The 13,960-nt window shown below is 52.3% G+C and carries 15 protein-coding genes; 7 read left to right on the top strand and 8 right to left on the bottom strand.

What is annotated here, in order from left to right:
* Positions 1-190 precede the first annotated feature (190 nt).
* The 3 genes from QY332_18015 to QY332_18005 all read left to right on the top strand — a co-directional run bounded on the left by QY332_18015 (position 191) and on the right by QY332_18005 (position 1,656).
* Positions 191-619, top strand: a complete 429-nt coding sequence (locus QY332_18015; GenBank protein ID WKZ35510.1) for a hypothetical protein — start codon at positions 191-193, stop codon at positions 617-619.
* A 35-nt stretch (positions 620-654) separates the two neighbouring features.
* The gene (locus tag QY332_18010) at positions 655-891 is read left to right on the top strand and encodes a hypothetical protein (GenBank protein ID WKZ35509.1); all 237 of its coding nucleotides are present in this window, start codon (positions 655-657) and stop codon (positions 889-891) included.
* 156 nt (positions 892-1,047) lie between these two features.
* Complete coding sequence (locus tag QY332_18005; GenBank protein WKZ35508.1) at positions 1,048-1,656, top strand: hypothetical protein; 609 nt, start codon at positions 1,048-1,050, stop codon at positions 1,654-1,656.
* A gap of 123 nt (positions 1,657-1,779) precedes the next feature.
* Here the strand turns inward: QY332_18005 and QY332_18000 are convergent, their stop codons facing one another.
* From QY332_18000 to QY332_17980, 5 genes are all read right to left on the bottom strand, one after another.
* Positions 1,780-2,976, bottom strand: a complete 1,197-nt coding sequence (locus QY332_18000; protein WKZ35507.1) for an ABC transporter permease — start codon at positions 2,974-2,976, stop codon at positions 1,780-1,782.
* A 105-nt stretch (positions 2,977-3,081) separates the two neighbouring features.
* A complete protein-coding gene (locus QY332_17995; protein WKZ35506.1) occupies positions 3,082-4,338 on the bottom strand; it encodes an ABC transporter permease in 1,257 nt (418 codons plus the stop codon).
* 61 nt (positions 4,339-4,399) lie between these two features.
* Positions 4,400-5,344 (bottom strand): ATP-binding cassette domain-containing protein, encoded by a 945-nt coding sequence (locus QY332_17990; GenBank protein ID WKZ35505.1) that lies wholly within the window; start codon positions 5,342-5,344, stop codon positions 4,400-4,402.
* A gap of 60 nt (positions 5,345-5,404) precedes the next feature.
* Complete coding sequence (locus tag QY332_17985; protein WKZ35504.1) at positions 5,405-6,481, bottom strand: P1 family peptidase; 1,077 nt, start codon at positions 6,479-6,481, stop codon at positions 5,405-5,407.
* A complete protein-coding gene (locus QY332_17980) occupies positions 6,478-7,359 on the bottom strand; it encodes a hypothetical protein (protein WKZ35503.1) in 882 nt (293 codons plus the stop codon). The genes QY332_17985 and QY332_17980 overlap by 4 nt, the downstream gene beginning before the upstream one ends.
* 138 nt (positions 7,360-7,497) lie before the next feature.
* Here QY332_17980 and QY332_17975 point away from each other — a divergent pair, with 138 nt between their 5' ends.
* The gene (locus QY332_17975) at positions 7,498-7,986 is read left to right on the top strand and encodes a peptidylprolyl isomerase (GenBank protein WKZ35502.1); all 489 of its coding nucleotides are present in this window, start codon (positions 7,498-7,500) and stop codon (positions 7,984-7,986) included.
* Between the two features lie 64 nt (positions 7,987-8,050).
* Here the strand turns inward: QY332_17975 and QY332_17970 are convergent, their stop codons facing one another.
* From QY332_17970 to obgE, 3 genes are read right to left on the bottom strand one after another with little or no spacing between them, the layout of a single operon-like run.
* Positions 8,051-8,644, bottom strand: coding sequence for a DedA family protein (locus tag QY332_17970; protein ID WKZ35501.1), 594 nt, complete (start codon positions 8,642-8,644; stop codon positions 8,051-8,053).
* Positions 8,645-8,653: 9 nt separating this feature from the next.
* Positions 8,654-9,061: a hypothetical protein gene (locus tag QY332_17965; GenBank protein WKZ35500.1), complete on the bottom strand. Its 408-nt coding sequence runs from the start codon at positions 9,059-9,061 to the stop codon at positions 8,654-8,656.
* A 3-nt stretch (positions 9,062-9,064) separates the two neighbouring features.
* Complete coding sequence (gene obgE / locus QY332_17960) at positions 9,065-10,330, bottom strand: GTPase ObgE (protein ID WKZ35499.1); 1,266 nt, start codon at positions 10,328-10,330, stop codon at positions 9,065-9,067.
* 167 nt (positions 10,331-10,497) lie between these two features.
* Here obgE and QY332_17955 point away from each other — a divergent pair, with 167 nt between their 5' ends.
* From QY332_17955 to QY332_17945, 3 genes are read left to right on the top strand one after another with little or no spacing between them, the layout of a single operon-like run.
* Positions 10,498-10,869 (top strand): FHA domain-containing protein, encoded by a 372-nt coding sequence (locus QY332_17955; protein ID WKZ35498.1) that lies wholly within the window; start codon positions 10,498-10,500, stop codon positions 10,867-10,869.
* Positions 10,870-10,877: 8 nt separating this feature from the next.
* Positions 10,878-12,020 (top strand): hybrid sensor histidine kinase/response regulator, encoded by a 1,143-nt coding sequence (locus QY332_17950; GenBank protein WKZ35497.1) that lies wholly within the window; start codon positions 10,878-10,880, stop codon positions 12,018-12,020.
* The gene (locus QY332_17945) at positions 12,013-13,947 is read left to right on the top strand and encodes a PAS domain-containing sensor histidine kinase (protein ID WKZ35496.1); all 1,935 of its coding nucleotides are present in this window, start codon (positions 12,013-12,015) and stop codon (positions 13,945-13,947) included. Before QY332_17950 ends, QY332_17945 begins: the two co-directional genes overlap by 8 nt.
* The last annotated feature ends 13 nt before the right edge of the window (positions 13,948-13,960 follow it).

The raw sequence follows: 13,960 nt of genomic DNA, 5'->3' as shown, positions 1-13,960 counted from the left end.
ACAAATGTCAGGTGAAATCAAAACATGAAATTCATAAAATATAGATGTCAACTGGTCTAGCCTGATGTTTGACTGCCTAATATCCCAATAAAATTCGGCGATTGTACAAAACTGTTCGTCCATAGGCAGTTATATGGAATTGGTTGCCTGAATCATAGTTAGGCACTTAAACATAACACAAGGAGACAAAATGGAAAACCAAATCTGTGCTTTTTGTGGAAAAGAAAGTGCTAATACTATACTGGCATATTATTTTAAAGCCGAATATGGATGGAATACAGGAACCAGAATGGGGAAAATGGACCGATCTAAGAATCTCGATATCCCCCTCTGCAATACATGTTTGACCCAAAGAAAAAAACGGGAGAAAAGAAATTTCATCATATGGGGAATAAGTTTTGTTGTTGGAATTGCCCTATGCATACTCTTGGGGCCGCGTAACGATGTTCCTAGTTGGGCCGTAACACTCTTTATCCTAATTTTGGTATTTTTAGTGTTTGGAATTCCCCTTATTCTATTTCGAACAAAATCGGAAGAGAAAAAAATCCTGCACTGGCTAGAAAAAAATGATAATGAAACTTGGCGGCATATCACATTTCAAGATATAAAAGGAAATTAAAATCGCCAGAACCACAGCAAAGCGAAGGAGACAATATGTATACTTTTGGTTGTTTCTTTCTATTTGGGCTTGGATCTACCATTGGAGCAGTCAGGGCACTTGCAAAAGCCAAGCAAGGTTTGTGGAAGGCATTAATTCCATTGCCACTTGGGACATTCGTCTATCTTGTGTTGCTTATGGATTCAACGTCAATGCCATATACGCTTACCAGCCCTGAAGGACTTCCCTGCTTAGCCACAGGGATAGGATTGGCTATTCCCGTGGCTCTTTAGAAACGCCACAAAAAATGCACCCGCCCAAAAAGAATGAATAATCATCCGACGTGCCAATATTGATTATTGCAATTCAGCAAAGGAAATGTCTCACCTGAATTGTTCATATCCAAGAATCTGGATGGCGGACGGTTATAAAGAATAGGAGATTTTCTCATGGCAAAGCAAATTGTATTTATGGGATTAGTCTTCCTGGTTATCCTGAGCGTGTCAGCATGCAGTTCCAACCCTACACCTGAAGGTTGGTGGTGGGTAGAAATGGCATTCCAGTGTGGAAATGGTTCGTCTATCAACGCCAGCGTCCCATTTGAAATTACCCAGGATGGAACTCTGACTGGCAGAGGAACCATACAAGGTACAGTGAAACTGCGTCCACCCCTACCATGTCCCGAACTTGAAACTGTCAGCATTGAGGGTGCTCTAAACTTAGTAGGATTTTACACGGATTCGGGAGAAGGCGGGTTTATCTTTGATCAGGTTGACTTCGAGACTTCCACTAAACAAATCCCTGCGACAACCTGCTCGGAAAAAGACCTGAGTGCGATTGATATAAGCATGATAGTTATGGATGTTTCAATGTTTATAACGTCTTTGGAGACCAGTTGGGATAAAAAGATAAATTTCAGTGTAACTGGAGAACGCAGTCGAAATGATGCGCCTGACGTCGTCGCCCAGGATGGTTCAGAAGCAATTATGCAAGTGGGATTTTGCAACTTAAATATCGTTCTGCATCAAGGTGAGTTTCAGGGCGCTAGCAGCCCATAAACAGTCGTTCAACAGAACTGCCCCAAATGTCCCAAAAAGCGGAATCTGTGCTCAGAATTTTCCTGCCACTACTCCACCTTCTGCTAACACCTGTCATTACTTCGCAAATAAAGTCTCTTGCTCTTATTCATACCGAAACCGCATCACCCCCACCCCAAAGAACACCGCCGCGAAACCGAGCAACACGCCTGCCTCGGGTAGAATCTCCACCAAGCCGCCGTTGCGGAGAACCAAGTCCAATAATCCCTGCATCGCCCAGGTAGTGGGGAGGATCTTTACGATGTTCTGCACTGCCGCAGGGAACAACTCCAGCGGATACCAACAGCCGCCTAAGAGTGCCATCACCATGCCCGCCATGATGCTCAATCCGCTGGCTTGACCTTCGGTCTTGACGAAGGTTCCCATCGCCGTGCCAATCGCTCCCGCCGCTAGTGCTGCGCATAGCAAAATGACGAATAACGCAAGCAGGTCACGCCCCCAGCCAAGCCCCATCACGAAAACGCCAAATAAAACCAACAGCGACATCTGCACCAGTGCCATGAACACCTGACCTGCAATCGTGCCGAGCAGGTAGGTGGCTTTGCTGGTCGGCGTGGTCAGGATGCGGCGTAGGGTTCCCTGCTGGCGTTCGTACGCAAACAGCGCGGAGATGCCAAACAGCGGAATGAACACCCAGGTGATGAGTTGTCCCGCCGATGAATTGGCGCGCGGGTCATACTCCACTTGGTCGGGCGTGCTGCCTTCGATCACGGTCACGCGCTCGGGCGCATCCGCCTGTAATGTTTGCGCCAGTTCGAGCGACTCGTTGAAATAGGCTTGCTCTGCCTCCGCAGATTCGAATGTGCCCTGCGCCTTCGCTTCTTCCAACGCTATGGTTGCCGCGCCCATCGAACTACTCACACGCCGAATGGCGGTCTCCACAGCACGTTCTGCGACTGTGGCATTGAGGTTATTCGGCTGCTTGCGGAATTCCAATGCCGCGCTGCCATTCTGGATGGATTCCATGTCCAAGCCTGCAGGGATGATCAACAGCGACGAGGCGCGGCGGGCTTCGAACATCTCTTCCGCTTCTTCCAACGGGAAGTATTCGGGTCGCACCGCAGTGGATTTTTCCAACTCTGTGAAGATCTCGCGCGAAATGGACGTATCCGCCAGATCGACAACGACCAATCGAATGCGGTTATCTTCCTCTCCCGAAGGTGTCCCGCCTGCAAGCAGGAAGGTGAAAAATATCGGCAGGATGATGAAGAACAGCAACTCCGACGAACTCGCAAATCGGACAATCGCGTCCTTCCATGCAATGGCAAATAATTTTTTCATAATAACTCCGTGCATGTCATTGCGAGAAGGAGCGGAGCGACGACGAAGCAATCTCCAAATAAGTGGGGGTTGCTTCGTTGGGCTATCGCCCTCCTCGCAACGACATTAATTCTGCACCAAATTCTTCTTCCCGAACAAAATCACTGCTGCCACAAACAGGACCATGCCCATCGTCAGCAGGGCAGTGATCGGCGTGGAAAGATGCGGCAGCGTCCCGCCGAGAGCGAGAGTCGTAAATCCATCCAACGCCCAGGCATTTGGCGTGATCTTGCTGACCATCTGCACGGCGGGCGGCATCATTTCAAGGCTGATGAAACTTCCGCCGAGAATGCCGAAGATCAACATGATCGCCGAGCCGACACTTGCAACCTGTGCGGGTGTGCGCGCCAGCGCGGTGATGAACATGCCCCAACCCGATGCGCCGAATACGGCGGCGAGCACCAGCACCAGCACGCCGAGCGGGTCGCCCCATTTCAATTGAAAGAGCAGGGTGGTCGCGCCGATCAGGATGAGCATTTGCGCCACGCCCGTCAGGTAAATGCCGAAGACCTTGCCGCCCAAAATTTGCGCAGACACTGTCGGCGAAACGAGCAGGCGCGGCAGGGTGCCTTGTGCTTTTTCGGCAAGGATCGAACGCCCGCCATAGCTCACTGTGAACATCAGGAACATCAGCGCCATGCCAGGCGCGAGATACGCCAGCACATCGAACTGCACCGCTTCGACTTCGTTCGTGTCGGTGTTGAGTTTGATCGCCAGTGCCTCATCGAGCGGCTCGTTTTCCAAGCGTTGCGCCATGTCCATGCCCGCCTGCTCGCCTTGCTGCGGCGTGATGCGCCCGCTGATGATCATCTGAAAGATCGAGGTCTGCCCGCTGATGCGCCCCTCTTCGATGCGGCTGATGAATTCATCCACGATGGATTTGACAATGCCTGCGCCTGTTGGCCTCGCGGGGTTGGCATACACTTCGATTTGCAGCGCTTCGGGTTCTTCGTCGAATGTCCCCTGCTGCGGGATGACGCTGCGCGTGAAGCCTGCCGGGATGATGATCGCCGCCGCGGCGGTATCTTCGTCAATCGCTTGGCGCGCCGCCTCTGGACTTTTGCCCAAAGTTGGCTCGACCAACCCAGCCAGTTCCTCGCCCGTGAAGGCTTCCTCGAGCGCGTTCCCCAATTGTTCCTGATCCAGGTTGACAATGATGACGGGGATGTCGGATATCCCTGTGGAACTTCCGCTGAACCGCCCTGTGACCAGTCCCATGCCGAGCGTGAGCAGGAACGGCGCCAGCAGCATCATGATCAATGCCGCGCGGTCACGGAAGATGATTTTCAAGTCTTTGATGCCGATGAGAATGAGTTTAATCATCTATTACTCTTTTTGTGGAAAGTGGCGAGTGGAAAGTCGATTGCTTTCTGCTTTCCACTTTCTAATCTCTCAGTGCCCTTCCCGTTAAGTGAAGGAACACCGCTTCCAAATTCGGCTCGCGGATGTCAATGGAGTGGATTTTTATCCCGCGCTCATTGGCTGTGGAGACGACAGGCGCAAGCACGTCCTTTGCAGATGGCGTGATGACCGAAATCTCGTGGTTGATGGCGTTGGCTTCCAGAATGCCGTCCACGCTTTTCAGGGACGACACCAAGACGTCAGGATCTTCGTTCTTGCCGATGTGTAGAACCAGCGTTTCGGTCTGCCCGACCTGCCTGGTGAGTTCCTTCTGTGTGCCGAGCGCGATCAACTCGCCGTGGTCAATGATGCCCACGCGGTCGGAGAGTTCTTCGGCTTCTTCCATGTAATGCGTGGTGTAGAGGACGGTCATGCCCTGCTTGTTGAGGTCTTTGACCGTGTCCAAAATCGCGCGGCGGGATTGCGGGTCGATGCCGACGGTGGGTTCGTCCATGAAGAGCAGTTTGGGTTTGTGGAGCAAGCCCACCCCAATGTTGACGCGGCGCTTCATCCCGCCTGAGTAGGTCTTCACGCGGTCTTTGGCTTTGTCCACCAAGCCGATCTGTTCCAGCACTTCATCCACGCGCGCAGTGAGCGACTTGCCGCTCAAGCCGTACATCTGCCCCCAAAAGATGAGATTTTCCTTCGCGGTCAGGTCTTCGTAGAGCGCAATATCCTGTGGCACAACGCCAATGGCATTGCGCACCGCCATCGGATTTTTGGTGACGGAATGTCCTGAAATCATCGCATCACCCAACGTGGGCGCATACAGCGTGGAGAGCATCGAGATGGTGGTCGTCTTCCCCGCACCATTCGGACCCAGCAGGCTGAAGATCTCGCCTTCCTGGATGTCAAATGAAATGCCTTTTACAGCGGTAACATCCCCGTATTTTTTCACAAGCTCTTTAACTTCGAGAATATTGGACATGAAAACTCCTTGATCGGTCTAGAAAAATCTACGCACGTGGGCTGATGTGGTTGCTGAAAATCACACTCTTTTATATTTTCTCAACAAGTTCACCAACTCCTCGTGCGGCAATGCCTTGATGCTGACGCCCTGATGCCCGTCCATGTCCTCTGCCGCGATCATGGCATTGATGATCGCCTCTTCTGTGGTGTACGCCGCTGAGGAAAAGATCGGGTCAATATGGTCATTGGACAAAGTTTGAATGTTCGATAATCCCATCTTATCGCCATGCGCCGTTTGCGGATTGGCAGTGGAGAACGCGAGGAAAATATCCCCGGAGCCGTTGCCGCCCATGCTCCCAGTCCTCGCCATGCCGATCGTGGCGCGTTTTGCCACCCGTTTAAGTTGATGGGGCAGCAGGGGCGCGTCAGTGGCGATGATGACGATCAATGAACCGTCATCCTGCCTGAACGGATTTTCTCCGCTTGTGAACGGCGCATCATGTTTAAAATGTCGACCCAGCGGCGCGCCTGCGATCGTCAATTGATACCGTCTGCCGAAATTGGCTTGTACCAGCGCGCCCACTGTCCAGCCGCCGAGTTTTTTCGGCAGCTTGCGCGAAGCCGTTCCTGTGCCGCCCTTGAATTCATAACACAACATCCCCGTCCCGCCGCCGATATTGCCCTCCTTGATCGCGCCGCTCTTCGCAGATTCCAACGCCTGCAACACATGTTGTTCGTTGACGTGAAATCCGTTCATGTCATTCAGCCAGGCGTCAGCGGTTTCGGCCACCACAGGGCAGGACCATCTTTGATATACCGCATCATTTTTTACCTGCCAGGCAATGATCGCATCACGCACAATGCCGACGCTGTGCGTGTTCGTAATCCCGATCGGACCTTCCAACAGGCCGCCCTCCTCGACCCATGCAGCACCTGTCATTTCACCATTGCCATTAAATGAATGTACGCCCGCATAAACTGGCGTATGGTTTTTGTTTCCCCGCGGATGGAGGATTGTCACGCCTGTCCGTGCCGACTTGCCCTGGATCACAGTGGCATACCCAACCGTTACCCCCTTGACATCCGTAATTGCATTATATGATCCTGTATCTCCCTCGAATGGAATTCCCAGATCCCGTGCGCGTGATTTCTTCATACCTGTTCCTTTGCGATCTTCACCAACTGCCTTGCGATATTTTCCATGATCTCGTCAGGTACACCGTCCATGGCCTGGCTTTGCACGCGCGTATCGATCTCATCGTTGACATAATCCACGGCGACGAATTCGTCAGCGAGGGCGATCTCCGTGGAAAACCAATCCAGTTTGCAGATGGAGGCGATGCGCATCGTAACGTTCCGTAAACCGCCCAGCCCGGCCCGGGCCTCTTCCGCCGCTGTGACCGTTGCGTAGATGTGTGTATCAGGGTTCCACCAGCACGGATATGCATTACCGTTCGCATAAAAGACGCGGAACCAGGCAGGCTCATCGTCAATGACTTGCGGCGTGACGTGTGCCTGGATCAGATATTTCTGTTCGGGGAATTGCATGCGTGCCTGCAGGATTTCTTCGATGGAATTCGCTCCGAGAATGACCCCCTCGCCCCCGCCGCCATTTGACGGCTTGATGACAAAATTTTCGCCGAGCGGGGCAAGGTCCATGTGCGGGATGACAGGCTGTTCGAGAAAAGGGGCAAGCAAAATGGTGTGCGGCGTGTGCAGTCCCGCGTTGATCAGTTCGAGATGCATGGTCGCTTTATCTTCCGACCAGGCCGAAACCTCGGCAGGATTGATGCGCCGCGCACCGAATTCCTTTGCCCAGCGTTGAATCGGGTCGAAGGTCGCTTCGCCCTGTCCGCGATGCAGAAGCGTTTTGAAAGTGGTCACTCCCTTGTACAGGACCGTTATGGATTCGAGCAGGGTATCCGGCTTGATCTGCCAGAGGGAGATTCCCTCTTCAAGGCAGGAACGTTCCACCATGCCTGCGAAGACATCGTCATATTCCCAGTACCAGGGCAGGCATAGATCGTAGCGCATGGGGCGATTATATAATACCCACGGTCACAAATCGCACTTTTCCCCTTTTGATGAAGTGTAATTTGTGGCCAGCGCTGGGCATACCGTAGGGAGGAGGCTGGTACAATGGACGCAATTAATTTGAGAAAGGACAAAACAATGAATAAGGATACAGTGCAGGACGGCCTGGTTGTTTCGATGGACTATACATTAACCGTGGATGGAGAAGTACTTGATACATCGGACGAAGCAGGTCCTTTGCAGTTCCTGGCAGGTTATGGGAACATCATTCCCGGCCTGGAAAATGAAATGATGGGCATGAAGATCGGCGACAGCAAGGCTGTGGTCGTCAAACCCGAGGACGGCTACGGCGAATTCGACGATGAAGCCTTCATGGATGTGCCGCGCAGTGAATTCCCCATAGATATGAAACTGGAAGAAGGCTTGGAGTTACACGTCACCGATGAGGACGGCGAGCATCAGGCTGCCTACGTTGCCAGCTTTGACGACAAAACAGTCCAACTTGATTTCAACCATCCCCTGGCAGGCGCGGAATTGCATTTCTCGGTCAAAGTGATTGCCCTGCGTGAACCGACCGAGGAGGAACTTGACCACGGTCATGTTCATGAGGATGGGCATCACCATTAAGAATTTCCTTTGTTGACTCTCCCTGCTGCGGGGATGGAACAGGGAGAAAAGGATGAGACAACTCTCAATTCGAGAGTTGATGTCTTTTTAATTGCCAGCTCCAGGCTTGTTTTATGCCGATGACAAAAATGAGCACACCCAACACGACACCGCCAAAATTGCCCAGGAATTCGCTGACCAGTTCCCATTGACTGCCGAAGAGATAGCCCAGCCCGCCGTAGCCGAGAATCCACACGATCTCACCCGCGGCATCATAGGTTAGCCATTTTTTAAATGGAAACCGTGTCGTGCCAGACATCAGGTTGACCGGCAGGGCGATGGCTGTGACCAAAAAGCGCGAGAAGAAGATGGAGAGCGGTCCCCATTTGCGGAAGGATTCCCCCGCTTCCCTCCAGCGCGGTGTTTTGCTAAAACGGGTTAACACCTTTTCACGGGCATAATATCCAAACGAATAACTGATGGCATCGCCAGTGACCACGCTAATGATGCTGATGAGGGCGGTGGTGTGCCAGGGCAGGATCCCCTGACGGGCGAATGCGCCAGCCGCAATGACCAGCACTGTGCATGGCAAAGGGACGCCAAGTCCGCCGATAAAGACGATGACCCAAAGCAGAGGCGCGCCGTAGTTTATGACCTGGGTCAGAAGATACTCAGACATGAGCGCGATTTATGGCCTTGCAGGGACAGGCGTCAGCGGCGGAATAGGAGTCGGCGGAGATTGATGCGCGAGGACAGCCGCTTTGACGATCTGCATAACAAGTCCATCCGCTTGCGGAAAAAATCTATCATTCAATTCTTCGAGGCTTTTGCTGCGGTTGCCCTGCCCAGGGATCTCCAGCGCGTCAAAGAGAATTTCCTCGGAAATCCCGTACATACGCGAAACGAAAGGAACAGTCATCCAGTCGCGGATGCGTTCCGCGTCGGTTTCGATTTGCCCGGGCGCGGGAGGCGGATGGCGGTTGAATTTTTTAAAGGCGTGAAAGGCACGCAAACCAAAGAAAAGAATCAATAGACATCCGAAGATGGTCAGGATGATGATCAGGACGCGTTGTTTTGAATTGGTGTGCATGGACATGGGTTATTCCTGCCATTCCAATTCAAAGTCACCGACGAAAACGGTATGACCATCCTGTACGCCCGCCTCGCGCAGGGCCTTATCCAGGCCGAGTTTGATCATTAACTTTTGGAACCTGCGGACGGAGCCATCATGTTCCCAGTAGGTCATTTTTGCGGCGCGTTCGATGGCTATGCCGGTCACGCGCCATTTATCACCGTCTTCGCGTTTTATTTCGAATTGTTTCGGGTCCACATCAGGCTTGTAGACGGGGAGCGCCTCTTCTTCCAATTCCCCGGCGGGGATTTCCTGCAATAGTTTGTAGGCGGAGACCAGGATGTCGCGTGTGTTCGTGCGTGTCATCGCAGAGGCGGTGATCAGGTCCATTTTTTTCTTTTTAAAGCTGGCTTTGATCTCCTTGAGCCGTTCCTGCACGTCGGGCTGGTCTATTTTGTTGAGTACAACGATTTGCGGCTTTTTGCCTAGCTTGGGATCGAATAAGGACAACTCCGTATTGATCTGACTGAAATCGGCGAGCGGGTCTTCGGAGAGGCCGTCGATCATATGGATGATGACCCGCGTGCGCTGGATGTGACGCAAAAAGTCATGACCCAGGCCTGCGCCTTCATTTGCGCCTTCGATCAATCCGGGGATGTCGGCAAGGACGACGGTCGTGTCATCGTCAACATGAGCTACGCCGAGATTCGGCTCCAGGGTGGTGAACGGGTAGTCGCCGATCTTGGGCTTGGCATTCGTCAGCGCGGTGAGCAGCGTGGATTTCCCAGCGTTGGGCAAGCCGATGATGCCGATATCCGCTATCAGCTTAAGTTCGAGGCGCAGTAATTTTTCCTGATGCGGTTCGCCTCGTTCCGCCATGCGTGGAGCCTGGTTACGGGATGTGGCATAGTGCTGGTTGCCTTTTCCGCCGCGCCCGCCCTTGCAGACCATCAATTGTTGACCGGGTTCGGTGAGATCGCCGAGCAGGTCGCCCGTTTCTGAATCGTAAATGACCGTGCCGGGCGGGACATAAATGATAATGTCCTTGCCCCCGCGGCCGGTCATTTGCGCGCCGCCGCCGCCTTTCCCGGGTTGTGCCGCGAATTTCTCATTTTGTCGGAATGCAGAAAGCGTATTGAGCGTGGCTTTTACCTCGAAAATGACATCGCCGCCCTTGCCGCCATCGCCGCCATCCGGTCCGCCGCGCGGTTCGTATTTTTCTCGGCGGAAATGCACCATGCCGTCGCCGCCTTTACCTGATTTTACATGGATGTTAACCTGATCTATGAACATAGGAGCCTTATTCTACTTTACTTCATTCTGTCCGTCCGGACGGGTTTTGAGACGAAAGATGGGGGGAAGTACTTATTGTCATTAAAGGATGATGATATAGAATTATATTGTTTGTACAGGAATGTTTATTTAATACTTGCATTCAAGTGTCGAAATTTTGAGGTGATATGAACAAAATCGATTCCTTTGAAAATGGGGCTGACTCCCAGCAGGGTGTTTTCCTGATCGTTCACCGCCAGATGATCCCTTTGGTAAAGCCGGTTACCACGCTCGGAAGACACCTGGGGAATGATATTGTTTTTCATGAGGATTTTCTATCCCGTTATCATGCGCAACTGGTTAATGAAGACGGGAAATATGTGCTGTGTGACAGGAATTCGACAAGCGGCACGTTTGTGAACGGCAAAAAGATCGAACGCTGTGTGTTAAACTCGGGGGATTTGATCTCCCTTGCAAATATTAATATCATGTTCGTGAACAATAATCACAGGATTGCTGTGAAGTCCAGCGGAACCACGCAGAGCTTGCAAAAGCCTTAAGGTGATCCATGGTCGAGCCCCGCATACCGCTAATCCTTGTCATCGATGATGAACCCGCCATCCGCCTGGGACTGGTTTCTGCGATTAAGCGGCATGGCTACACTGTGGTTGCGGCGGAGGATGGGCGCGATGGACTCGAGAAGGCCGGGGAGTTTCTGCCTGATCTGATCATATCCGATGTCATGATGCCGCCCCCGGATGGTTTTGAGATGAAACGCATCATGAGCGCCGACCCGAGGCTGGCTTCCATTCCGTTCATTTTTCTGACGGCGCGCTCTGATGTGAATGAGAAGGTTTCCGCAATTCAAAACGGGGCGGATGATTATGTTTCAAAACCATTTTCCATTGAAGAACTGCTCGCTCGTGTGGATGGGCTGTTAAGGCGGGTCCGGGATTCGCATGAACGCGGGCGCGACGAGATGAAGGAAATTGCGCAGCAGGATATGGAGATACTAAAGACCGAGATCCTTCAGAATTTCCACCACGAATTACGCACCCCATTGACAAATATCATGATGCCATTGCAGCTGGCGTTCAGTAACAAATTTGAGGACCCCGTAGAGCAAAGTAAATTCATCCACATTGCGCTTTCCAATGCCGACAGGCTGGATTCCCTGGTCTCCGATATTGTGATCCTTTCAAATATTGATCATGGCAACCTGAATGCGGTCAGGCAGCCGATCGATTTGAAGTTTCACATTCTTGATCAGATATCCAAGCGGCTGGAGAGATACCGCTCCAAGGAATTGAAATTTGTTCATTCCGTCGAAAACCGCGGCGAGATCAAGGCTCCGCGGCGGGAGTTTACGCAGGCCGTGATGCATCTGGTGGACAACGCCTTCAAGTTCAGCCCATCTCACGGAGATGTGATTTTGGAAATACATGCAGGACCCAATGGCGCGGCGCAGATTGCGGTTTCGGATGATGGTGCGGGCATCCCTGCGGACCAGCGCGATAAAGTATTTGACAGGTTCTATCAAATAAGCCGTGGAGACGATCGCGAATATGAAGGACTTGGCGTAGGGCTTACGATAGCACGAGCGATTTTCCAAAGCCTGGGCGGATCCGTCAAGATTGCGGACGTTGACAAGGGCTGTCTGGTAGTGGCATCCCTGCCCGAGGTGCGCGCGGATGACGTTGTGTATGGATGAAAAGACCGTCCCGATCAAGAAGGCCTTGATCAAAAAAGGCTTGCAGCTTGAGAAAAAGAAAAAAAGATGGCGGGGGGATCTTTTTGGGCACGCCTTATATGAGCAGATGGGGGAATGTGTTTTTATCATTGGTTTGGACCTGCAGTACCTTGCGGCAAACCGGCAGGCGCTGGACCTGCTGGGATATACAGAGGATGAGATCCTGACCCTTTCTGTCAGTGATGTCATGTCCTTGGGGGATGCGCTCGATCAGAAGGACCAGACCAATATTTACGAACGCACCTTCAAGAGGAAGGATGGCACATTAATTCCGGTGGAGCTTAGCACAGCCATCGTTGCGGATGAGGATGGCAGCCCAGCCTACATCCAGAGCATTGTCCGTGATATTTCGGAAAGAAAACGGTCCGAAAAGGCTTTGAAGCGGAGCGCCCGCATCCTCTCGGTCATTAGCGAGGCGAGCGCTCGTTTGTTTCGTTCCCCGGATATCGAATTGGGAATATCCGAGATGCTGGAATTACTGGGAATTGCGCTGGATACGTTCGCCTGTGTGATCTTCGAACTGGATAATTTTCAGGGAACCCGCGGTCTCAACGTCCGTTACAGTTGGGTAGATGGTGATGCAGCCGGCTTTGACATCCCGTCCGCCATTCAACCGCATTTCCAATCCCTCCTTTCCGCGCAGGGAAATGTGGTGGTTGAGATCAAAGCCAGCGCGAATGAAGTCGTTCCTGAATTCTCCTTTCTTGCGGTTCCTGTGCAGGGGACGGGCGGTTTGGGAGGATTTCTCGGCTTGTTTGACCGGGAGAACAAACTTTCCTGGCTTGCCTCCGATTTTGATGCCGTGCAAACCTCAGCCAATGTGATCAGCGCCGCCTTGCAGCGCATCCACTACGAGGAGACGATCCGTCTCAATCAGGCGCGCAACCGTGCCATCGTGGATGCATTGCCCGACCTTGTGATTCGCATCAACGCCGAAACAATCATTCTGGATTACAGCTGTAACCCGGACCACCCCCTGTACATCCATCGCGATCTGATCGCGGGCAAGAAATTCAATGAGACCTGGCCTGAGGAGATTGTTGCCAGTATTGTCGGCGCTGAAAACGGGGAGACCTACAAGGTCTCAAACTGGGTGGAGGGCTTCAACCTGCCGTTTAGCAGCAGCTTGTATGAAGCGCGCCTGAACCCGATCAATGATCATGAAGCGTTGATCATTATCCGTGATATTGGCGACAAGATGCGTCTCAACGATATGAAAACCGATTTTATCAATCGCGCCTCCCATGAATTGCGCACGCCTCTCACCTCTGCCATCCTGATGGCAGACCTCATCGATCAGGGCGGCACAGCGGAGGAATTGGATGAATACTGGCAGACTCTCAGGAAGGAATTGGATCGCCAGAAGAATTTGATAGACCGTCTGCTCATGGCCGGGCGCCTGGAAAGCGGCATGATGAAACTGGAGAAGGCTTCCCTTGAACTTTTCTCCGTGCTGGAGGAATCTGTTCAGGCTGCCAGGCCGCTTGCAAACAAAAAGAGGGTGAGCTTTGTGCTGGATACGTCGCTAAAACCAGTGCAGGTGCTGGCGGACCGCGGCGCCCTCGAGCAGGTATTCATTAACTTGATCAGCAATGCAGTGAAGTTCTCGCCTGAAAACTCAAGTGTCGAAATTGTGGCCAATGATGTGGGTGAGCATGCCGAAGTGCGAATTCAGGATCATGGGATGGGCATCTCAAAGGATGCCATTCCACACCTCTTCCAAAAATTCTATCGCGCCAAAAACGTGACCATTGCGGAGATCCCCGGCAGCGGCATTGGCTTGTATATCGTCAAAACCATTGTGGAGGAATTGGGCGGCACGATTCGTGTGGAAAGCGAATTGAATAAAGGGACCGTGTTCATTGTCTCCCTGCAAAAAAGTGAATAAAAAACAGACCGCA

The organism is Anaerolineales bacterium, from assembly GCA_030583885.1.
Taxonomy (GTDB): domain Bacteria; phylum Chloroflexota; class Anaerolineae; order Anaerolineales; family Villigracilaceae; genus Villigracilis.
This window is presented reverse-complemented; position numbering and strand designations above follow the sequence as displayed.